This is a genomic window from Peristeroidobacter soli, from assembly GCF_004138485.1.
Lineage (GTDB): Bacteria > Pseudomonadota > Gammaproteobacteria > Steroidobacterales > Steroidobacteraceae > Steroidobacter > Steroidobacter soli.
Map to the genome: position 1 here is coordinate 1,195,337 of NZ_RYEV01000005.1, position 25,224 is coordinate 1,220,560.

A 25,224-nucleotide genomic window follows, 5' to 3' on the forward strand; every position below is an offset into this window, starting at 1 on the left:
ATGAACGCATTGCGCCCGCCCAGCGAGGGGCTGACGAACGATTTGGTCGCTCACTTGCGATCGCTCGCGGCTACGCGGCCGACGGACACGGCACTCATCGTGGCGAGCTCGGATGGAGAGATCGTGCTCCAGTATGCAGAGCTCGATCGGCGTGCACGGGCGTTGGCCGCACAGCTACAGGCGCGCTTCGCCCCGGGCGATCGTGCCGTACTGCTGCTCGATAACGACGAGCACTACGTCGTCGGATTTCTGGGTTGCCTGTATGCAGGGCTGGTCGCGGTCCCGGCGTTTCCACCCGAGACTCGGCGAGAGCAGCATGTCGCGCGATTACAGTCGATCGCGAAAGATGCGCAAGCCCGCTGCGTGCTGACCAGCAGCCACCTGCTGACAACGATCCAGAGTGCGAGCGAGTTGCTGCGCGGAACGCAGCTGCTGCTCGTGGATGTGCTGTCCTCTGGCGATGCCGATCGATGGCTTGCGCGTGAGCTGCGGGATGAGGACGTTGTCTTCCTGCAGTACACCTCCGGCTCGACCGCTTCGCCCAAGGGCGTAGTCGTGGATCACGGCAATCTGCTCGCCAACGAACGCGCGATTCGTCGGTCGCTCGGCGTGAGCTCGACCGACGTGTTCGTTTCATGGTTGCCGCTGTTTCACGACATGGGCCTGGTCGGTGGCCTGTTCCAGCCGCTGTTCAGCGGTATTCCGCTCGTCTTGATGTCGCCCGCTTATTTTCTGGAGCGGCCGGTGCGCTGGCTGGAGCTGATCTCGCGACACGCCGGCACCATCAGCGGCGGGCCCGACTTCGCCTATCGACTGTGTGTCGAGCGCGTTCCGGAGGCTCAGCTGAAGTTGCTGGATCTGTCGAGCTGGCGCGTCGCATTCTCGGGCGCGGAACCGGTGCGCTACGACACGCTGCATGCCTTCGCCGAACGTTTCAAAGTGGCGGGGTTCGACCCGCAGGCGCTCTATCCCTGCTACGGCCTGGCCGAAGCGACGCTGCTGGTCACCGGCGTGCAGCGGGGCGGTGGCATGAACGCGCGCACGTATTCCAGCGAGCTATTGGCGAAGGGCCGTGCCACGCCGAGTGAGCAGGGCACGACGCTGGTGGCCTGCGGTACCTCGCACGACCAGCACAACGTGCGCATCGTCGATCCAACAACGGGCGCGAAACAGCCTGACGCCCGCGTCGGCGAAATCTGGGTCACTGGCCCGAGCGTGTCGCGGGGCTACTGGCAGCGCGACGCCGAGACCGAAGAAACATTCGTGGCGCGGGACGGCGAGCGCTGGTTGCGCACCGGCGACCTGGGTTTCATCCATCGACGCCAGCTCTTCATCACGGGGCGTCAGAAGGACCTCATCATTCTGCGTGGATACAACGTTTATCCGCAGGACATCGAGCAGGCAATAGAGACGCAGATCGAGGCCGTGCGCAAAGGACGTGTCGCGGCGTTCGCGATCGAGACAGACGCGGGAGAAGGCGTCGGCGTGGCAGTGGAGGTGTCGCGAAGCTTGCAGAAGCTGATTCCGCCGCAGCGTTTGTTCGATGAGCTGAGTGCGGTGGTCGGTGCAGTCTGTCGCGAGTCGTTGGCGGTGGCGGTGCTGCTGAATCCCGGCGGCCTGCCAAGAACCTCCAGCGGCAAGCTGCAGCGGTCTGCCTGTCGAGGAGGATGGCGCGAGGGCTCGCTCGACAGCTATGCGGTCATCGAACGCGGTCAGTTCGCCGGCGCGGCGGGTAACGAAGTCGAGCCGTCATTGACCGACATGCAGGACAAGCTCGGCGAGATCTGGCGGGGCGTGCTCAAAGTCGATCGGGTGCTCACTGCCGATGCAAACTTCTTCGCGCTGGGTGGAACGTCCATCAGTGCTGCGCAGGTCGCGGCGCGCGTGGCGCATGAGCTGGGTGCGAACGTGGCGCCAGGTTCGTTGCTCGACACCCCGACGCTCGCCGGATTCGCGACGCAGATCGAGAAGGCGCCACGAAGCGAAGCATTCAGTATCGCGCGCCTGCATCGTGATCGATCGCTGCCGCCGTCCCCAGCACAACGACGGATGTGGTTCGCCTGGCAACTGGATCCGAAAGGCGCGGCCTACAACGTCGGCGGCGGTCTGCGATTGCGCGGTCCGGTCGATGCGACGATCGTTCAGCGCACCCTCGATGAGCTGGTCCGGCGTCACGAAATTCTGCGGACGCGCTTTGGCGATGACAATGGCGAGGTCAAGCTGCTGATCGATGACCCGGCGCCGGTTGTGCTTCGTACCGAGGATCTGCGCGATTGGCCTTCGGCTGCACGCGCCATGCGGGCGGAGCAGTTGTCGCTCAGCGAATTGCAGGAGCCGTTCGATCTGCAGGCCGGGCCGGTGCTTCGCGCTACGTTGACGGTCCTCGCCGATGACGAGCAGTTGCTGCTCCTCACGATTCATCACATCGCGGCCGATGGCATCTCGGTGGCGCTGCTCGTGGATGAATTCGTTCGACTGTATGGCGCGCTTCGGCGGAGACAGCCCATTCCACTGCCACAGTCGTTGCAGTATCTCGATCATGCGGCGTGGCAAGAGACTCGGCTGGATGGGGGGGAGCGTGCTCGGCAGCTTGCTTACTGGATCCAGCAACTGGGTCGGGATGCTCCGGACGTCGCGCCCCATGCGGATCGGGCCCATACGACACCCTCCGACGATCATGGCCGGCGACGGACTGTTCCCATGGATGCTTCGCTGACGCGAGGGCTGCGCGAGCTCGCGAAGCGTCACGACATGACGGTGTTCATGGTGCTGCTCGCGGCATGGAAGATCGTGTTGGCTCGAAACAGCGGTCACCGCGACATCCGGGTCGGAGCACCGATGGCCAACCGCCGCACGCTGGAGAGCGGGTCGCTCGTTGGCCCCTTCGTCAACACGGTGGTGTTGCGTACCAGTCTCGAGGGCAATCCGAGCGTCGCCGAGTTGTTACAGCGGATCAAGCGCACCGTCGTCGAGGCGCACGCGCATCAGGATCTGCCGTTCGAACAACTGGTGGAAGCGCTCGCTCCGGATCGAACATCGGCGCGCCATCCGCTGTTTCAAGTCATGCACAACCATCAGCGGCGCGAGCGGACGGCGTTCGATGAGCTGGCACCCTTGCAGGTCGAGGCGTTCGAACGGGTGGGGCACACCGCGAGGTTCGAGCTGTCGCTGAACACGGAGGAAGAGGGCGATCGGCTCATGGCCGCGATCACCTATCGGACCGCTCTGTACGACGATGCAACCATCGATCGCCTGGCCGGGCATTGGCTGAATGCCTTGCGGGCGGCGGTGGCGTCGGCCGTGGTCCGCATCGATGAGGTGCCGCTGCTCAGTGACCTGGAATACGCCAAGCTGTTGCATGAGTTCAATGCCACGACACGGCGTTATCCAGCGCAAGGCTTTCTTCAACAATACATCGCGCGTCAGGTCGCTCACACTCCGGATGCGCTCGCCGTGGTGTTCAACGACGAGCGCTGCACGTATCGGCAGTTGAACGATTGCGCGAACGTGCTTGCGGTGAGACTGCGTGAGCACGGTGTCGGACCCGACGTGGTCGTGGGTATCTGCAGTGAACGCTCGATGGCGCTGGTGATCGGGCTGCTTGCCATCCTCAAAGCGGGCGGTGCGTATCTGCCGCTCGATCCAACCTATCCGCAATCGCGCCTCGAATACATCCTCGACGACGCGCGGCCTCGCGTTGTGCTGGCCGAACGGAATGTCATGAATGTTCTGCCGGCCAGCGCCGGAGCGGTCGCCTGGTTGCTCGACCCGCAATGGACGTCGCCGGCGGAGGCTCGCGTGGACGATATTTGTGTCGATGTCCATGGCGGCAATCTCGCTTATTGTTTATACACCTCGGGTTCGACGGGGCAGCCGAAGTGCGCCGCCAATACTCATGGCGCGCTCTTGAACCAACTGCTCTGGCGCCAGGAGGTGTATGCGCTACGGACTGAGGATCGCGTCCTGCACAAGACGCCGATCGGCTTCGATGTCTCGGTCTGGGAGATTTTCTGGCCGCTGATGACAGGCGCGACGCTGGTCATCGCTCCGCCGGGTGCGCATCGGGATCCGTGGCGGCTCTCGGAGATCGTCAGGGATCAGGGCGTCACGACGCTGCACTTCGTGCCACCCATGCTGAGCGCGTTCCTCGAAACCGGCGAGCTGACCCGTTGCGATTCACTGCGCCGGGTGTTCGTCGGTGGGCAAGCCCTGTCGACGGTGGCGCAGTCGGCGTTCTTCAGGCAATCGGCCGCGTCACTGTACAACTTGTATGGCCCGACCGAAGCGGCCATCGATGTGAGTTTCTGGGAATGTCGCGCCGACTCGCAGGATCGCGTCGTGCCGATGGGGCGTGCGCTCGCCAACACGCAGCTCTATGTGCTGGACCCTGAGCTGGCGCCCGTGCCGGTGGGCGCGGTGGGCGAGCTTTACATCGGCGGCGTGCAGTTGGCGCGAGGTTACGCCGGTCGGCCGGGTTTGACGGCGCAACGCTTTGTGCCGAATCCCTTCGCGCCTGGCGAGCGTCTGTATCGCAGTGGCGATCTGGTGCGTTATCGCTCGGATGGCGCGCTGGAATATGTCGGTCGCATCGATCATCAGGTGAAGGTACGTGGATTTCGCATCGAGCTGGGCGAGATCGAGGCCCGGCTGCGCGAGCACCCGGAGGTACGCGAGGCTGTCGTATCCGTCGGGCGGGATCGGATCGGCGAGAACGAGCTGGTCGCCTACGTGATCCGTGCCGGAGTGGCCGACGTCGCCGATGAGCTCGAGTGCAGGGAGCGGCTTCACCGCCATCTCGCGCAGCGCTTGCCGGACTACATGCTTCCCATGCATTACGCGTGGCTCGATGCATTGCCTCTGCTGAGCAATGGCAAGCTTGATCGAGCGGCGCTCGCGGCATATCAACCTGCGTCGGGTCGCAGGACATTCACTGCCCCCCGCAGCGAAATCGAACGGCGCGTGGCCGCGATCTGGTCGCAAGTGTTGGCGGTGGAGGACATCGGCATTCACGACAGCTTCTTCGAGCTCGGCGGTCACTCGCTGCTCGCGACCCAAGCGATAGCACGAGTGCGTGCGGCGTTCGATATCGATGTACCGCTGCGGACGCTGTTCGAGACGCCCAATCTGGCTGAGTTCTCGGCCGAGGTGCGTAAGAGTGTCGAGGGCGGCCAGAAGAACGCCTTCGGGCCGATCGAGTCCGTCGATCGCAGCCAGCCGATACCGCTGTCGTATGCGCAGCAGCGCATGTGGCTGCTCTGGCAGATCGATCCGCACAGTGTCGCGTACAACCTCGCAGGTGCGGTCAAGCTGACGGGCTTGCTCAACGATGCCGCAATCGACGCCGCGCTGCGGGCATTGGTTCGACGTCACGAGACCCTGCGGACCACGTTCACGATCATGAACGATGTGCCCACGCAGGTGATTGCACCCGAGCTCGATATTTCGATCGAGCGACAGGATCTTCGCGCGCTGGCTGCGGTCGACCGGCAGGCGGAGCTGCAACGGTTGTCACAAGCCGAAGCGCATCGTCCATTCTGCTTGCGGAGCGGGCCATTGCTTCGCGTGGTGTTACTGAGACTCGATGAGCGTGAGCACGTCATGCTCGTGACCACGCATCACATCGTCGCCGAAGGCTGGGCGATCGACATCTTCACGCGCGAGTTTGTCACGCTGTATGGCGCGTTGTGCGATGGGCAGGTGCCGGCGCTTGCACCGCTGACCTTTCAATACGCGGACTACATGCATTGGCAGCAACGCTGGCTGGAAAGCGGCGAGCGGGATCGTCAGCTCGAGTACTGGAAGCGCCAGCTCGCCGGCGACCATGAAGTGCTGGCCCTGCCGACCGATCGTCCGCGGCCCAAAGTGTTGAGCGCCCGCGGCGATGTTTTTCGCTTTCAAATCGAGCCCGAGCTCGCTCAACGCCTGCGCGCGTTCAGTACGGAGCGCGGCATGACGCTGTTCATGACGCTGCTCGCCGGCATGTTCGCATTGTTGTATCGCTATTCGGCGCAAAGCGACCTGCGCGTGGGCGTGCCGGTGGCGAATCGAGTGCGACCCGAAGCCGAAGGACTCATCGGCGCCTTCCTCAACACGCAAGTTCTGCGCTGCCATCTCGATGGCGCCAAGACCTTCGCGCAGCTGCTGAGTCAGGTCAAGCAAACGGCGATCGGCGCGCAGTCGCATCAGGATCTGCCGTTCGACCGCCTGGTGGACGCGATCCGCCCGCCGCGCAGTCTCGGCTTTCATCCGCTGTTCCAGGTGATGCTCAACGTCCATCGCTGGGAGTTTCAGCGTCGCACGCGGATGGGCGAGCTGGTGGTGGAGTTTCTGCCGAACGACGTGCGCGCGGCCAAGCTCGACTGGATGCTGGACGTGGGCGATATCAGCGAGGCACTCGATTGCTGCCTGACCTACAGCACGGATCTGTTCGATCGTGCCACGGTCGAGCGCATGTGCGCGCACTGGGTCGAGCTGCTGAAGCGCATGTCAGAGCGAAGCGACGTTGCGATCGGCAGCGTTGCGCTCCTGGGAACGAGGGAGCGCGCGCTGCTGAGTCATTGGGGAATCAACGAACGACGCTTCGACGCTCTGCCGCCGGTGCATGCGCTGATCGAGCAGCAGGCTCGGCGCAGTGGCGAGGCGATCGCGCTGGCGCAAGGGGATGTTCCGCTCAGCTATGCCGAGCTCAATCGCCACGCGAATCAGCTGGCGCATCGATTGATCGCACTCGGTGTGCGGGCGGAAACCCGCGTCGGTATCGCCATCGAACGCCGGCCTGAGATGGTCGTGGGATTGCTCGCTGTGTTGAAGGCGGGCGGGGCGTATGTGCCATTGGATCCTTCGTATCCGGCAGAGCGGCTGGATTACATGAGGCGTGACAGCGGCATCGAGATACTGCTGACGACTCGCACAGTGCGAGAGCGGTTGCATGATCGAATGGCCGTTACGTGCGTGCTCGTGGACGAGCCTGATTGGCACGAGGAACCGGACACAAATCTCGAGGTGCCGCTGCAGTCGGAGCATCCGGCTTACGCGATCTACACCTCCGGTTCGACGGGGCGACCCAAGGGCGTTCTGGTGCGTCATGGCGCGCTGAGCAACTTCGTGCAGAGCATGCGACTATCACCGGGACTGTCGGCGCAGGATGTGCTGGTGGCGGTGACGTCGTTGTCTTTCGACATTGCGGCGCTTGAGTTGTATGTGCCGTTGTGTGTCGGTGCACGCGTGGTCGTTGCAAGCGAAGCCGACGCTCGCGATGGTCTTGCACTGGCGCGGCTGCTGGAAGTGAGTGGAGCCACGGCGTTGCAGTCGACGCCGGCAGGTTGGCGCATGTTGCTGGCGGCGGGCTGGCGGGGTGCTGCGATCAAGGGACTTTGCGGGGGCGAGGCATTGCAGCCGGAGCTCGCCAGTCAACTTTGCGAGCGGGGTGTCGCCCTGTGGAATATGTATGGCCCGACGGAGACCACGATCTGGTCGAGCACGGGCGAGGTGCGGGATGCGCGTCCGGCGCTGGGATATCCAGTGGCGGCCACGCGGCTGCGTGTGCTCACGGACGATCTGCAGCTGGCGATGCCGGGCATGCCGGGTGAGTTATATATCGGCGGAGAGGGGCTGGCGCGCGGCTATTTGAACCGCCCCGCGCTCACGGCGGAGCGCTTCGTCGCCGATCCCACGTCGAGCAACGGCGAGCTTCTGTATCGCACCGGTGATCGAGTGCGTTGGGGGTGGGACGGCGAGCTGCAGCACCTGGGACGCATCGATCATCAGATCAAGGTTCGTGGCTTTCGTATCGAACCCGGAGAAATCGAGACTCAGCTGCTGGCGCAAGCGGGGGTGCGCGAGGCGGCGGTTGTGTCCCGGCACGGCGAGAGCGGTGCGCGACTCGTAGCCTATGTCGTCGGTGAAGCGATCGAGAGCACCACGCTACGGGAGCACTTGTCACAAGTGCTGCCGGACTACATGGTGCCGGCGGCAATCATGGTGCTGGAGCAGTTGCCGTTGACGCCTAACGGCAAGCTCGATCGCTCAGCGTTGCCCGAGCCGAAGTTCACCAGCGCCGCGGAGTATGAGCCGCCACGAGGTGCAGTCGAGGAGGCGTTTGCCGCTGTTTGGAAAGCGGTGTTGCGTGTGGAGCGCGTCGGTCGCCACGACAATTTTTTCGAGACCGGCGGGGACTCCATCGTCGGCCTGCAAGTGGTGGCGCAGCTGCATCGGATGGGTTGGAAGGTCAGCCCGAGGCAATTGTTCGAGCTGCAAACGGTCAGCGAGCTGGCGCAGGTCGCCGAATACGTGGGCGAGGCGTTCAAAGACACTACGATTGCGCCGACCGAGCCTTTGTTTCATTTGAGTGAAGCACAGCGCGCGACGTTGCCGGTGTCCGTCGATTCGATCGAGGACGTCCTGCCACTGACCCCGATGCAACAAGGGATGCTGTTGCACACGCTGCTGGATCCCGCGTCCGGCATATATCTGATGCAGGACCGAAGCACGATTCGCAGCGCGCTGGATGTGCAAGCGTTCTGGGACAGTTGGGACGCTGTCCTGCGCAGGCACGCCGCGTTGCGCGCCAGCTTCGTCTGGCAAGGGACTGAAACGCCTTTCCAGATCATCCATCGTGAGGTGACCCTGCCGAAGGACCATTTGGATCTGCGTCACCTCGGCCGATCCGACGCGCTCGCGCAGGTGGATGCGATGCTCGAGGACGAGCTTGCCAACGGCTTCGAACTGGATCGAGCGCCATTGCTGCGCGTACGGCTGGCGCAGGTGGCCCAGAGCGAGTTTCACCTGATCGTGAGCTTCCATCACATGCTGATGGATGCCTGGTGCCTGGGCCTGCTGATGGGCGATGTGTTGGCGGAGTACGACGCCAGGACGCTGGGTAAACCGTTGAGCGCCGAGCGGCCGGCGCCGTACCGGGACTTCATCGCCTGGCTGCAGAGGCAGGACGAGTCGGCCGCACGCGAGTACTGGCATGACGTGCTCGACGGATTCGAGGAAGTCACCCCGTTGCCGATGCGCCGTCATTTCGCGGCGGGCGTCGCTGGCTCGCGCATGATCGATGTGACGACGGCCCTGAGTGCGGCGCAGACCAAGCAACTGTACGCCGTCGCGCAACGCCACCAGATCACACCGAACACCTTGACTCAGGGCGCCTGGGCGCTGGTGCTGGCACGTCATGCCGATCTGGACGATGTGCTCTTTGGTGTCACGGTCGCCGGACGTCCCGTCGACATGCCACAGCTGCAGCGAACGTTGGGACTGTTCATCAACACGGTTCCGTTGCGCGTCCCGATGCCAGGTCCGGAGCGGGGCATCGGCGTCGCCGACTGGCTGCGCGCGCTGTTCTCACAGAACTTGAGATCGCGGGAGTTCGAACACCTGCCGCTGGTCGAAGTGCAGACACTCAACGGCCGCGCGCACGACAATGCGCTGTTCGAAAGTCTGTTCGTCTTCGAGAACGCACCGGTCGAGTTCTCGCTGCTCGAACGAGCGCAGCAGTCCTCGGCCACCAAACAGAGCTCGCGGACGCACACGAACTATCCGCTGACCGTGGTCATCCTGCCGCGTCCGGAGCTGATCCTGCAGATCACCTATGACGAGCGCTGCTTCGACGCCGCGACCATCGATCGTTTGCTCGCAAGCTTCAGGCACGTAGTCGAGCAGTTCATCGCCATGCCGCTCGCCGCCCTGCGTGACATCGAGGCTCTGCCACGAGCCGAACGCGATGCGCTCATCGACTTCGGGCGAGGCCCCTTGCGCCATCAGCCGGCCGAGGTGGACTACATCAGTCTGTTCCGGCAACAGGTCGCTCTGCATCCGCAGCGAGTGGCGGCGCGCTGTGACGATCGGTCGGTGCGGTATCAGGCGCTGGATACATCGAGCACACAACTTGCGGGGTTGCTGCGATCGGCGGGCGTGCGAGCTGGCGATGTGGTCATCGTGTTTTCCGAGCGCAACCTCGGATGGCTCGACATGGTGCTCGCTTGCTTCAAGGCCGGTGCTGCCTATCTGGCCGTCGATATCGAAACGCCGCCACAGCGACTCGCCAGGATTTTTGCGTCGAGCGGTGCGAAGGTGGTCGTCACCGACGACGCCTGGCTGCCCGAGCTGCAAGCAGTGACGACGCTTCTGCCCGGTGCTGGGCCCCGCGTCGTCTCGGCGTCGCAGGCGATCACCGCGTCACTGGATTTCAGGGCGACGCCCATGCATCCGGATCAGCCGGCGTATGTAATCTTCACGTCCGGTTCCACGGGCGAGCCGAAAGGCGTCGTCGTGACCAGCGCGGGCATGCTGAACAATCAGCTGAGCAAGATCCAGTCCTTCCCGCTCGGCCCGCGCGATGTCATCGCTCAGACCGCCTCGCCGAGCTTCGATATCTCGGTGTGGCAGTTGCTGGGTGGCCTGATTTGTGGCGCTTGTGTCGACATCGTTCCCAACGATGTGGCGCGCGAGCCGGCGGCGTTGCTGGAGCGCGTGCGCAATCATGGCATCACCATTCTGGAATCCGTGCCGAGTCTCATGCAGCGCATGCTCGCTCTGGCTCCCGTGCCGCTGCCGTCGCTGCGAGTGATGATGGCCACGGGTGAGCGGATTCCACCCGAGTTGGCGCGCGACTGGCGCGCGCGCTATTCGCAGTCGACGTTGGTCAATGCGTATGGCCCGGCCGAATGCGCCGACGATGTGACGTTGCACGTCGAAACCGCAATGTCGGCGCCGTCGAGTCATCGAAGCATCCTGCCGATCGGCCGCCCGGTCGATAACTTCACGCTGTTCGTGCTGGACAGCCGCCTCGAGCCCGTGCCACTTGGTGCGCCGGGCGAGCTGCATATCGCCGGTATCGGCGTCGGGCTGGGTTATGTAGAGCGCTCCGATCTGACGGCGGAACGTTTCATCGCAAATCCATTCGACGCGGGTAGCGGCCGCTTGTACCGCACCGGCGATCGCGTGCGCTGGAATGGCGAGGGTCAGCTCGAATACCTGGGACGGACGGATCATCAGGTCAAGGTGCGGGGATTCCGCGTCGAGCCCGGCGAGGTAGAGTCGCAGCTGTTGGCCCAGCCCGAGATCGGCGAGGCGCTGGTGCTGGCCAAGGAAACAATCGCCGGTAGCGTACTCGTTGCCTATGTCGTGACGCGCTCCGGGCAGAGTATCGATAGTGCTGAGTTGCGCCGGCGGCTGGAACGAACGCTGCCGGACTACATGGTGCCGGCAACGATTGCGTTCCTCGACAGCATGCCTCGCAACCGGAACGGCAAGGTCGATCGAAAGGCGCTGCCTGATCCGCAGTTCGTGAGCGATGCGCTTTACGAAGCGCCGCAAGGAAGGATGGAAGTCGAGCTCGCCGCCCTCTGGGCGGACGTGCTCGGCGTGCCTCGGGTCGGTCGACACGACAACTTCTTCCAGCTCGGTGGCCATTCGTTGCTGGCGCTGGTGTTGGTGGAGAGACTGAGGGTCAGGGGGTGGCACGCGCAGGTGCGTTCGCTCTTTGTGTACCCGAAGTTGTCCGCGTTCGCCGAGGCGCTGGCCGAGCGGCAGCAAGCTGAGATCGTCGTGCCACCCAACGGGATTCCGTCGGGCTGTACGAGGATCGAACCGGACATGCTTGCGCTGATCGAGCTCGATGCGCGCGAGATCGATCTCATCGAGAGTGCGGTGCCGGGCGGCGCGAGCAACATTCAAGACATCTATCCGCTGGCACCGCTGCAGGAAGGCATTCTGTTTCATCATGTGCTGCAGGCGGCGGGTGATGCCTACACGCTGCCGTGCCTGCTTGCCTTCGACAGCTCGGATCGTCTGCTCGGTTTCATCGACGGCCTGAATCGAGTCATCGCACGCCATGACATTCTGCGCTCTGCCGTCTTGTGGGAAGGCTTGAGGGAGCCGGTGCAAGTCGTGTATCGACAGGCAACCGTGCAGCTGGAGTGGTTGAAAGACGAGGACACAGCAGCGAGCGAAGGGATCAGCGATCGGCTCCGTGCGCGCATCGATCCACATCGATATCGCGTCGATGCACGACGCGCACCGATGATTGCGGCATTCGCGGCGCACGAGCCGGCGCGGCGGCGCTGGCTGCTGCAGCTGGCTTGCCATCATCTAGTGCTGGATCACACGACGCTCGAACTGATCGTGAACGAGATCGCGCTGATCCAGCAAGGCCAGGTCGAGCGGTTGCCGGAACCCATCCCGTTCCGCCGCTTCGTGGCGCAGGCGAGATTGGGTGTCAGTCAAGCCGAGCACGAGAAATTCTTCACCCACATGTTGTCGGATGTGGAAGAGCCGACCGCGCCCTTCGGTCTGCTGGATGTGCAGGGCGACGGTATCGACATCGCAGAAGCGCGGCTGCCGCTGGAGGCAGAGCTCTCGCGCCAGTTGAGGCAGCATGCACAGCGCAACGGCGTGAGCGCCGCGGTGTTGTTCCACCTCGCGTGGGCGTTGGTGCTGGCGAGGGCCACCGGCAGGGACGATGTTGTCTTTGGTACCGTGCTGTTCGGACGGATGCAAGGCGGAGAGGGCGCCGAACGCGCGCTCGGCATGTTCATCAACACGCTGCCGGTTCGAATCAAGCTCGGGACGCGTCCGGTGGAGCAGTGCGTGCGCGAGGTACATGCGGTTCTGACGGACTTGCTGACGCACGAGCATGCGAGTCTGGCACTGGTGCAGCGGTGTAGTGCGGTGGCTGATTCGCCGCTGTTCTCGGCATTGCTCAATTATCGATACGGTTGGCAAGGCGGAGCGGGCCGCAACCGTCGTTATGGCGAAGGCACGGAGCTGCTCGAGACTCAGGAGCGCACGAACTATCCCGTCACGTTCTGCGTCGATGACCTGGGCGAGGGATTCGAGCTGTCGGCCCAGGTTTCGGGCAGTGTGGGCGCGCAACGCGTGTGCGAGCTCATGCAAGTAGCGCTTCGTTCCATTGCCGAAGCACTGACGATACAGTCGCAACGGCGAATCTGTGAGCTAGGCGCGATCCCTGTGCAGGAAGATCGGCTGCTTCGAAAGTGGAGTGCCGGCGGCGCGCGCCTCGATTGCCCCGAGTCGCTACAACGCCGCGTGGAGCGTCAGGCGCGCGAGCGTCCCGACGCGATAGCGCTGCTGTTGAACGATGAACAGATCGGCTACGCGGAGTTGAACCATCGGGCCAATCGACTGGCGCATCGCCTGATCGCATCGGGCGTCGGTGCGGAGGCGCGGGTCGGCATCGCGATGGAACGTTCGATCGATCTCATCGTCGCGATGCTCGCCATTCTCAAGGCCGGCGCTGCCTACGTGCCGCTCGATCCACGCTATCCGGCCGATCGGCTCAGCTACATGATGCGAGATAGCGGCATCGGATTGTTGCTGACCCAGGGGGCGGTCGAACATCGCTTGCCGATCGTGGACGGTGTGCAGTCGTTGCGGATGGAGACAATCGATCTGCGCGACGAGCCGGCTCACGATCCGAACCTGCCGTGGCATCCAGATCATCTGGCATATGTGATCTACACCTCGGGCTCCACCGGCAGGCCGAAGGGAGCGCAGCTATCGCACCGGAACGTCAGCCGGCTGCTGGCGGCGACCCACGAGTGGTTTCATTTCAACGAGCGCGACGTCTGGACGTTGTTCCATTCCTACGCCTTCGATTTCTCGGTGTGGGAGATCTTCGGCGCGTTGTGCCACGGCGGTCGCCTGGTGATCGTGCCGTATGAGGTGAGTCGCTCTCCAGAAGATTTTCTCGCGCTGCTGCGTCAGCGGCAGGTCACTGTGCTGAATCAGACGCCGTCGGCATTCCAGCAGCTGATGCAGGTCCCTGCGCTCTACGACGGCACCGATCTGGCGCTGCGCGTGGTGATCTTTGGCGGCGAGGCCCTGGAACCGCGCAGCCTGCGGCCGTGGCTCGATCATTTCGGAGATCTCACGCCGCGGCTCATCAATATGTACGGCATCACGGAGACCACCGTGCATGTGACTTATCGGCCGATCATGAAGCGTGACCTGGAGCAGGCATGCAGTCCGATCGGCGAACGCATTCCCGATCTGGGCGTCCGTGTGCTGGATGCGCATCTCAATGCGGTGCCGACCGGTGTGCCCGGCGAGCTGTATGTGATGGGCGACGGCCTGTCGCGTGGCTATCTGAATCGCGCGGGTCTCTCGGCGGAGCGCTTCATACCAGATCCGTTCTCCGAATATGGAGCGCGGTTGTATCGAACCGGCGATCTGGTGCGATGGACCGCGCGGGGCGAGCTGGAATACCTCGGGCGGCTGGACCATCAGATCAAGATCCGCGGCTTCCGCATCGAGCTCGGGGAGATCGAAGCGCAGCTGCGCGAGCAGCCCGGCGTGAGTGCGGCTGTCGTGACCGCGAATCGAAGTGCAAATGGTGTTCGCCTCGTGGCCTATGTCGTGGGTCGCGAAGGCACTGCGCTCGATACCGTGCGGATTCGAGAGCGGCTGTCACTCGTGCTGCCGGATCACATGCTGCCGAGCGCGATCGTCGAGATCGAGCGTTTGCCGCTGAATGCGAACGGCAAACTGGATCTCAAGGCGTTGCCGGAGCCGGGCTCGGTCAGCACCACGGAGTACCAGGCTCCGCAAGGAGACATCGAAGCAGCGCTTGCGTCGATCTGGTCGGACGTGCTCGGCGTTTCGCGGGCAGGCCGCAACGCGAACTTCTTCGAGCTGGGCGGGCATTCACTGCTCGCGTTGCGCGTGGTCGACCGTTTGCGAGCTCGCGGCTGGCAGGCACAGGTGCGCTCACTGTTCCAGCAGCCGGAGCTGGCGGCGTTCGCACGCACCATTGCTTTGGAGGCCGACGCACCCGACATGCTCGTGCCGCCGAACCTCATTCCAACGGGATGTACCGCGATCGAGCCGGGCATGCTCACGCTGGTCGAACTGACGGCGGAGCAGATTCGCGCCATCGAGGCCACCGTGCCGGGAGGTCCGGCGAACATTCAAGACATCTATCCGCTGGCGCCGCTGCAGGAAGGCATGCTCTTCCATTACCTGCTGCAGACCGAAGGCGATGCCTATGTCATGCAGAACACCTTTGCGTTTCAGAGCCGGCGGCAGCTCGAGAGCTTTGTCGACAGCTTCAATCGAGTGATCGAGCGGCACGACATTCTGCGTACCGCCGTGGTGTGGGAGGGGCTCACCGAAGCGGTTCAAGTGATATATCGAAGTGCCCCACTGCGGGTGAAGTGGCTCGATGTCCCCGAGGCCAGCGATACCGAAGCAGCGGTCCAATTGCTGGACGCTCATGCGCATCCCCGTCGTTTCAAGATCGACGTACGGCGCGCGCCGATGTTTCATGCGGTGGCACTGCGCGAGGCGACGCAGGGACGCTGGTTGCTCAGGCTGCTCAGTCACCACCTGATCGACGACAACACCACGGTGCGACGCTTCATCGAGGAAATCATCCTGATCCAGCAGGGACGGGAGGCGGAGCTGCCCGAGCCCATTTCATTCCGGCACTTCGTGGCTCGAGCTCGCCGCAGCGATAGTGTCGCGGGACACGAAGCGTTCTTCCGAAAGATGCTCGGCGAGGTGAACGAACCGACCGCGCCATTCGGGCTGCTGGATGTGAGGGGCAGCGGCGATGACGTGGCGGAAGCGCGCTTGCGACTGCCGGCGGAGCTGTCGAAACAAGTGCGCGAACAGGCTCAGCGCCATGGCGTGAGCGCGGCGGCGCTGTTCCATCTGGCCTGGGCGCTGGTGCTGGGCAAGACCACCGGTCAGAGCGATGTCGTGTTCGGGACGGTGCTGTTCGGGCGCATGCATGGCGGCGAAGGTGCCGAGCGCGCGCTCGGCTTGTTCATCAACACGCTGCCGATCCGCATCGAGCTTGGCACGAACAGCGTGGCGCGATGCCTGCGACAGACTCACGAGGTACTGACGGACCTGATGCAGCACGAGCATGCCAGCTTGCCGCTGGCGCAACGCTGCAGTGGCCTGCCCAAGGGCACGCCGCTGTTCTCGGCGCTGTTCAACTATCGACATGGCGCGGCCGCTTCCGATCCATCCGCGGTGCATGTCTGGGAGGGCATGGAGGTTCTCAGCAACGAAGAGCGTACGAACTATCCGATCACGATGTCGGTGGACGACAGCGGTGAGCGGTTCGAGCTGCAGGCGCAGGTCGTGCCTTCGTTGAGCGCGACCCGCGTTTGTGAGTATCTGCACCACAGTCTCGCTGAGTTGATCGGGGCGCTGGCCGGACAATCGCAACGGCTTGCGTGCGAGCTGGAGATGATGACCGAGGCCGAGCGGACGCAACTATCGCGGTGGAGCGTCAGTCCCAGCCGTCTTGCACGGACCGAGCGAATTCATGACTCGATCGCCCGCCGGGCGGCTCAATCGCCGGAGGCGACGGCGCTGACCTTCGACGACGAACGAGTGAGTTACGCGGAGTTGAACGTCCGAGCGAACCGGCTGGCGCATCGATTGATGGCACTAGGGGTGGGCCCCGAGGTCCGCGTCGGTATCGCGATGGAGCGTTCGACCGAGCTGGTCGTCACCATCCTCGCGATTCTGAAAGCGGGCGGCGCCTATGTGCCGCTGGATCTCGGCTATCCGCTGGAGCGACTGCGCTATATGGTCGACGACAGCGGCATGCGCCTGCTGTTGACTCAGCGGCGACTGGTGAGCGGATTGCCAACGTCCGACGCGGTCCGCGTCCTCGCGATCGATGAGATCGATACCCCCCATGAGTCGGCGGTTGATCCCGACGTGACGTTGCATCCGGAGAATCTCGCGTACGTAATCTACACCTCGGGATCGACGGGCAGGCCAAAGGGCAGTCAGATCTCGCATGCCAGCCTGTCGAACTATCTGTGCTGGGCGCAGGCGTACTACTTCGAGGACGCGCCCGACGGGGGCAGCTTCGGACTGTATTCCTCGCTCTCGTTCGACCTGACCGTCACCAGCCTGTTCGTCCCGCTGCTGCGTGGGCGGACGCTGCGAGTCTTCGCCGAGGAGCTGCCGGTTGCCGACATCTTGAAAGCCAGCTTCGCGCCGGACAGCTCGATCGACGCAATCAAGCTCACGCCTTCGCACATCTCCTTGCTGGGGCAGCTGGGTCTGCCGAAGGCGCGCATTCGTCTGGCCATTGTGGGCGGCGAGGCGCTGTCGGCCGAGCAGGTGCGTGTGTTGCATGGCCTGAACCCGGCGATGCAGGTTTACAACGAGTACGGTCCCACCGAGTCCACCGTCGGTTGTGTGATTCAACTCGTTCGGCGTGGCGAGGAGTCGATCGCCATCGGCACGCCGATCCCGGGGACGTGTGCCTATGTGTTGGATGCTCGGGGCATGCCTGTGCCGATCGGCGTGACAGGTGAGTTGTATCTCGGTGGCGCAGGCCTCGCCCGCGGATATCTGGATCGCGCGGGACTGACAGCCGAGCGCTTCGTGGCGGATCCCTTCGGCGAGTCGGGGGGCAGGCTGTATCGCACCGGTGATTGGGTGCGTTGGAATGCCCGTGGCGAATTGGAGTATCTGGGACGCATCGATCACCAGGTAAAGATCCGCGGCTACCGGATCGAGCTGGGAGAAATCGAGTCTCAGCTGCTCGCGCAACCCGAAGTGCGCGAGGCGGTCGTGATGGCGCAGGGGGAGAAGGACGGCAAGCGACTGATCGCCTATGTCGCTCCCGAGATGAGCGCGCTCGATACCGCCGGTGGCGATGCGGATGTGGCTTCGCGTGGCGAGCTGGTCGCGCAATGGGAGTCGGTGTTCGACGGCACCTATGAGGGCGAGGGGACGGCGCCAAGTTTCCGCGGTTGGAACAGCAGCTATACGGATCTGCCGATTCCTGAAGCACAGATGCAGGAGTGGTTGGAGAACACGGTGGCGCGCATTCAGTCGCTGCGGCCCGAGCGCATCCTGGAGATCGGCTGCGGCGTGGGACTGCTGGTGCAACACCTGGCGCCGCGCGTTGCCAACTATCTGGGCAGGGATTTGTCGGCGTGCGCCGTGAGAGATCTGAGCGCCTGGATCCGCACGCAGTCGGCGTTGTCGCATGTGTCGATCCAGCATGCTCAGGCGTCGGACTTCAACGGCATTCGCGAAGGAGCGTTCGACACGCTGGTGCTGAACTCGGTCGCGCAGTACTTGCCGGACGCCGATTATTTCTTGGGCGTGCTCGAAGGGGCGGCTCGCGTGGTGGGGCCGCAAGGTCGCTTGTTCATCGGAGACCTGAGACACCTGGACCACGTACCGATGTTTCATGCATCGGTCCAGCTCTCGCGGGCGTCCGCTCAGACGACGGTAGGGCGGCTCAGGAGTCGCATCGCACGCGCGGTCGCGCAGGACAAAGAGCTCGTGCTGAACCCGGCGTTCTTTCACGTACTCGCCGCGCACCTCGGCATGGGCGGCGTCGAGATCCTGTTGAAGCGAGGTCGATTCGACAACGAGCTGACGCGCTATCGCTACGACGTGGTGATGAATGGGGCGCGGGTCGAGCCAGTGACGCACGAAACGTTCGACGGATCGGCACCCGATGTGCTGGAGCGCGTGGCCGCGCAGCTCGCCCTGAAACAATCTTCGGCGATCGCCATGCGAGGGATCCCCAATCTCCGGCTGGCGCGAGATCTGGCGGCGTGGCGTCGCTTGCAGGCGGGCGATGAGCAGATGACGGTGGGCGAGCTGTTGGCTCAACTGGAGAAGGAAGCACCCGCCGGCATCGATCCGGAAATGCTCTGGACGCTGGGGGAGGCGCACGGATATCACGTGGAGATCTCCTGGACTCCCAATGTCACGGACGGCTCGTTCGATGCGCGATTCATCGATCCGGGCAGGGCCAGGGCTCAGCCTGCATCGACGCCGCGGTCTGTCGAATTGCCCGAAGGCTGGCGTGCTCTCGCGAGCGATCCGGCACGTGCGCTATGTCTGCAGCAGCTCGGCGGCCGCTTGCGTGAACGACTGCTGGAGGCAATGCCGGACTACATGGTGCCGGCACACATCGTCGTGCTCGATAAATTGCCCTTGAACGCCAATGGCAAGCTCGATCGTAAAGCGTTGCCGGAACCCGCCTATCACGCGACGGGCCACTACGAAGCGCCGCAGAGCGAGGCGGAACGAGCGCTCGCCGCGATCTGGTCGAGCGTGCTGGGCGTGGAGCGCGTGGGACGAAACGACAATTTCCTGGAGCTCGGCGGTCATTCGCTGACGGCCATGCAGATGGTTGCCCTGGTCCGGCAACGCCACGGCGTCGAGTTGCCGATTCGCGTCGTTTTCGAGAAACCGACGCTCGCCGCCCTGGCTGCAACGGAAGGTTTTCGCGGCAAATTCGGTCAGCAGCGCGCTCGACAACTGGCGGCCATCGACGCGCTGCTCACGGAAGTGGAGTGACTGTCGTGCTATCCCAGATCGAGATCGACACCGAGTCCGAGGCGCATCGGCTCGCGACTCGGATCGCACTACTGGATCGCGAGAAGCGTACGGTACTGCTACGACGATTGATACAACAGGGCGTCGAGACGTCGACCCTTCCCATCGTGCCGTTCTCGGACCCGGCACGCAGGCCCGTCTCCTACGCACAGCGCGGATTGTGGCTGACGTGGCGCATGGCGCCGAACAGCCCTGCTTACAACATGGCTGGCACGCTGGTGCTCGAAGGCTCGCTCGATGCGCGCGCGCTTGAAACAGCGATGGATGATCTGGCCCGACGGCACGAGGTGCTCCGCACTGTATTCAGGCCCGCGGCCGACGGCGAGCCCGAACAAGAGATCCTGGCACCTTCATCGGGCGCCTTGCGATTCGATGATCTGACGACACTGCCTGCCGGGGAACGCGAAGCGCCGGCGCGGCTGCGTTTGCAACAGCATGCCAGCGAGCCTTTCGATCTGGAAAACGGTCCCGTGTGGCGGGCGTTGCTGCTGCGATTGAACGAGCGCAGCCATTGGCTCGGCATCGTCGTGCATCACATCGCGGCGGATGGCTGGTCGATCGCGGTGCTGATCGAGGATCTGGCGGCCCTGTACGAAGCCCGCCTCGCCGGTGTCGAGCCTGCTTTGCCGCCGCTGAGGATTCGGTTCGCCGACTATGCGTTGTGGCAGCGTGAATGGATTGCCGCCGGCGAGCTCGATCGGCAATTGAATTACTGGCAGCGGCGGCTCGGAACGGAGCATTCGGCATTGCCGCTGCCGTTGGATCGTGCGAGACCGGTGGTTCGTCACGACAGCGGGGCACAATATCGCTTCTGGCTGACCGCAGAGGTGGCGGCGGGGGTGCGTGAGCTCGCTGAAGGCTGCGGCGGCAGCGTGTTCATGGTCATGCTGGCCTTGCTGAAGGCTGTGGTCGCGCGTCACTGCGGCGTGGACGACATTTGTATCGGTGTCCCAGTCGCCAACAGGAGTCGCGCCGAGACGCATCGTCTCGTCGGCTATCTCACCAATGTGTTGGTCGTGCGGACGCGCGTCGAGCTGCACACCGACTTTCGTTCGCTGCTCACCGCTGCGCGAGAGGCCATGCTCGAGGCGCAGTCGAACGCCGACTGTCCGTTCGATCTGCTGGTCTCGAGCTTGGTGAAGGAACGACACAGCGGTATCAATCCTCTGTTTCAGGTCAAGTGCACCGAACAGGACAGGGTCGACCTGCGTGATTTCGGCGGTTTGCGCGTGACCACGACGCCGGTGGAAGCGGTGCACGCGCATTTCGATCTCAGTCTGGACTTCACGGCCGGCAAGGACGGGATCCGCTGCGATTTCACCTATCCGACCGACATCTTCGACGAAGCCACCGTCGCTCGACTTGCCGGTGTCTTCATGGCGTTGGCGCAACGCGTGGTGACGGCGCCGGATGCGTCGATGATCGCACTCCTGCCGACGGAAGATCTCTCTGTCGCAGTCGGCGAGCGTCTATCGTTGAATGAGAACGATGATGTGGTCGCGCGATGGGAGCGGAGTGTCTTGACGGCACCTCACGCGCTGGCGCTTCGGCAAGAGGAGCGATCGATCACGCGCGGCGAAGTGGATGCCTGGGCGAATACGCTGGCGGCGCGTCTCGGCGCCTTCGGCGTCGGACCCGAAGTGTGCGTCGGCGTGCACGGCACGCGTTCGATCGAGCTCGTGGTGGGGCTGCTTGCCGTGCTCAAGGCAGGCGGCACATATGTGCCGCTCGATCCAGCGATACCCGCGGAGCGCCTGGCGTATCAGGCGCGAGACAGCCGCATCGCTCTGCTGCTGAGCGCCGAGGCATTGGCGTGGGAGCCTGGCGTGCCGGTCTGGCCACTGGTGCCGAACGAGGGTGTGACATTCCCTGTTGCGAGACCGGTGAGAACGCCTCACACCACGCAGGGCGCCTATATCATCTACACCTCGGGCTCCACGGGCCGTCCCAAAGGTGTCGTCGTCAGTCGCGGAGCGCTGGCCAACTATGTGAGTGGCGTGCTCACGCGACTGAATCTGCCGGAGAGCGTGATCAGCATGGCGATGGTCTCGACTGTCGCGGCTGACCTCGGGCACACCGTGCTGTTCGGCGCGCTTAGCGACGGCAAGCTGTTGCATCTGATCAGCGCCGAGCGTGCTTTCGATGCGGATCGCTTCGCGGAGTACATGCAGCGGCACTCGGTCGACGTCTTGAAAATCGTGCCCGCTCATCTGCAGGCGTTGCTCAACGCCTCTCGGCCGGAAGATTCCCTGCCACGACACACGCTGATTTTGGGTGGAGCAGCGACTCACTGGCCCTTGCTGGATCGTATCCACCAGCTCTCCCCGACGACGCGAGTGCTCAATCACTACGGGCCGACCGAAACGACGGTGGGCATCCTCACGCAAGAGGCCGGCGATGCGAGGCGCGAGGCAACGGTTCTACCGGTGGGCAAGCCGCTGTCGAACAGCGCTGCCTATGTGCTCGACGGTAAGTTGCAGCCGGTGCCGCGAGGGACAGTCGGCGAGTTGTATTTGGGGGGCGATGCCGTTGCCCGAGGATATCAGGGCCGCGCAGCGCAGAGTGCCGAGCGCTTCGTCGCGAGTCCCTTCGAGCTCGGCGGTCGTTTGTATCGCAGTGGCGATCGAGTGCGCCAGCTGCCGGACGGCAGTGTCGAATTCCTGGGCCGTGTCGATGACCAGGTGAAGATCCGTGGCTATCGGGTCGAGCTCGATGAAATCGCCCAACTGCTGCTGACCCAACCGGAGGTCGAGGAGGCGACCGCGATCGCCCGCGATGGCAAGCTGTACGGATACGTCACGATCCACGCCGGTCATCGGATCGAGGGTTCGACGCTATGCGAACGCCTGCAGGAAACATTGCCGGACTACATGATTCCGTCCGGCATCGTGATCCTGGACGAATTGCCGAAGAACGCCAACGGCAAGATCGACCGACGAGCGCTGCCGGTGCCGGAGGCCGCCAACGATCAGACATACAAAGCGCCGCGAAGTGAAGTCGAGCGTGTGCTGGCGGCGCTGTGGGCAGACGTGCTTGGCGTCGAGCGGGTCGGTCGTGAGGACAACTTCTTCGCCTTGGGCGGGGACTCGATCCTGAGCCTGAAGCTGGCGGCGCAGGCTCGCAAACGTGGGATTGCGCTGGCTCCTCGGGCCGTGTTCAAGCATCAACAGTTGCACGAGCTGGCCGCGAGCCTCGCGACTCAAGCGCTCGAGCCGACCGTTGCCATCCCGACGCTCGATCACTCGAAGCGGACTGTTCCCCAGCCTCTGTCGTATGCCCAGGCGCGCCAGTGGTTTCTTTGGCAGCTGAACCGTCAAAGCACCGCATATCACATCAGCAGCGCGCTGAAGCTCGACGGCGCGTTGAACGCGGACGCGTTGAGGACGAGCTTCGATGCGTTGGTGTCCCGGCACGAATCGCTGCGTACGGTGTTTCGTCCGCGCGCCGATGGTCAGACCGAGCAAATCGTTCTGAACACTGTCGGCGCGCACCTCGAGAATGTCGACCTGACCGAGTACGACGCGGGACAGCGCGATGAGCGGGTCCGCACCGAGGTCATGCGATTCCATCAGACTCCCTTCGACCTGGAGCGAGGACCTCTGCTGCGCGTGGGCCTCATCCGCGTGTCGTTTGCGGAGCACGTGTTGGTGGTGGTCATGCATCACATCGTCTCCGACGGCTGGTCGATGCAGATTCTGATCGATGAGTTCGTGAAGCATTACCAGGCAAGCACACGGGGCGAGTCAGCGACGCTACCGTTGCTGCCGATTCAGTACCTGGACTACGCGGTGTGGCAGCGGAACTGGCTGGAGGCCGGCGAGCGAGAGCGGCAACTGGCGTATTGGAAGGCGCAGTTGGGAGATGACCAGCCGCTGCTGCAGTTACCCGTCGATCGCTCGCGGCCGATGGAACCTGTCTATCACGCCGCGCTTCATGATTTCGAGCTTGCGCCCTCGCTCGCGCACGGCGTCCGCCAACGAGCCAATGAGCGCCGTACCACGGTGTTTACAGTGCTGCTCGCCGGATTGCAGGCGTTACTGCATCGGTACACGGACCAGCGCGATATCCGGATCGGCATGCCCAACGCCAACCGGAATCGTCCGCAGACCGAAGGGATCGTCGGGTTCTTCGTCAACATGCAGGTCCTGCGGGGCGAGGTCGATGCGGAGATGAGCCTCACGGCGCTGCTCGAGCAGGCACGAGTCGCGACGGAGGCGGCACAGGACAATCAGGATCTGCCGTTCGATCAACTCGTCGAGGTGCTGCAACCCGAGCGCGTCGCGAGTCATCAACCGTTGTTCTCCGTGACGATGAATCATCAGCGCCGCGACTTTCGCAACCTGGCGAAGCTGCCGGGGATGGTCGTGAGCAGCTACGGTCTTGGTGAGCAGCACGCGCCGTTCGAGCTGACGTTGGAAACCGTGGAGAGCGCGGATGGAACGATCTACGCGTCGTTCCGGTATGCGCGAGAGCTGTTCCGAGAAGAGAGCATTGCGCAGCTCGCTCGGCACTACGTGAAGATGCTGCACGCAATCGTCGATGCCGCTCATCTGCGCGTCGCGGATGTGCGCTTGGTGGACGATGGCGATGCGGAGCAGCTCATCCAGTGGGGAGTGAGCGCATCAGCCTCTGCGGATCACGCACCGGTGCATTCGCTGATCGAGCAGCGGGCAAGATCGCACGCCGATGCGGTGGCACTGATCGCGAGTGACGGCCAGCTGAGCTATGGGCAGCTCAACGCCCGAGCGAATCGACTGGCGCATCGGCTGCTCGCCCTGGGCGTGACCGCCGAGACTCGGGTCGGCATCGCGCTGGAGCGCTCCTTCGAGATGATCATCGGGCTGCTCGCCGTGCTCAAGGCGGGCGGTGCGTACGTGCCGCTGGATGCCGACTATCCCAAGGACCGATTGCAGTCGATGGTGGAGGACAGCGGTATCGGGCATTTGCTCACGCAGCGTGCGATCGTCGCGCGTCTGCCGTCGATCGCGGGTGTCGAGCCGCTGCTGATCGATGCTCTCGATCTGAGTGCCGAGTTGGAGAGCGATCCTCGAAGGGCAGTGCACGCGGACAACCTCGCGTATGTGATCTACACGTCGGGTTCGACGGGCAGGCCGAAGGGCGTAGCGGTTCCGCACGGCGCCTTATCCATGCACTTGCGCGCCATCCAGCAGGTGTATGGGATCACTGCGGCGGATCGTCAGTTGCTGTTTGCCTCGATCAGTTTCGATGCGGCCGGGGAGCAATGGATGTTGCCATTGCTGGCGGGGGCGGCGATCGTTCTGCCGACGCCGGGCGACAAGACCTTCGAGCACGTCGAGCAACTGATCGCGGCGCAGGCCGTTTCGATTCTGTATATGCCGCCGGCCTACTTGCGGCGGTTTCTCGAGACGCTGCGGGGCCGGACCCTGCCGGTTCGCTTGTGTATCGCGGGGGGTGAAGCCTGGGCGCGTAGCGATTTCGAGGCGGCACAGCGTGCGTTCACTCCGGAACGTCTGGTGAATGCGTACGGTCCGACGGAGACAGTGATTACGCCAACCGCCTGGAGCGCCAATTCGCAGGCAGCGATCGAGCAGGCGCATCTTCCTATCGGCAGTGTCGTGGGCGAGCGCGCCGCCTATGTGCTGGACTCGCAGATGAATCTGGTGCCGCAGGGGGTCGCGGGTGAGCTGTATCTCGGCGGATTCGGCCTGGCTCGTGGATATCTGCTGCGCGCCGGGCTCACTGCTGAGCGCTTCGTGGCTGATCCCTTCGCAGCGAGCGGCGCACGACTGTATCGAACGGGTGACTCGGTACGCTGGAACCGGCAAGGCCAGCTGGAATATCTGGGCCGCATCGATCAGCAGCTGAAGATTCGCGGCTTTCGTA

Annotated in this window: 2 protein-coding genes (1 of these 2 running past the window's edge); both read left to right on the forward strand. The window is 63.8% G+C overall.

Translation table 11 applies throughout. From position 1 onward, the window contains the following. The gene (locus tag EKO19_RS26425; protein ID WP_129780154.1) at positions 1-19,320 is read left to right on the forward strand and encodes a non-ribosomal peptide synthetase; all 19,320 of its coding nucleotides are present in this window, start codon (positions 1-3) and stop codon (positions 19,318-19,320) included. Beyond that, a protein-coding gene (locus EKO19_RS26430; protein WP_129780156.1) for a non-ribosomal peptide synthetase crosses the window boundary here: on the forward strand, positions 19,317-25,224 show its 5' portion. It continues 3,203 nt past the right edge of the window; the window shows 5,908 of its 9,111 coding nt (coding positions 1-5,908); the start codon lies at positions 19,317-19,319; its stop codon lies off the right edge, out of view. Before EKO19_RS26425 ends, EKO19_RS26430 begins: the two co-directional genes overlap by 4 nt.

What these genes read in the sequence shown, in the direction of transcription:
- EKO19_RS26425 (WP_129780154.1), top strand. Translation starts at nt 1, where the DNA reads ATGAACGCATTGCGCCCGCCCAGCGAGGGGCTGACGAACGATTTGGTC.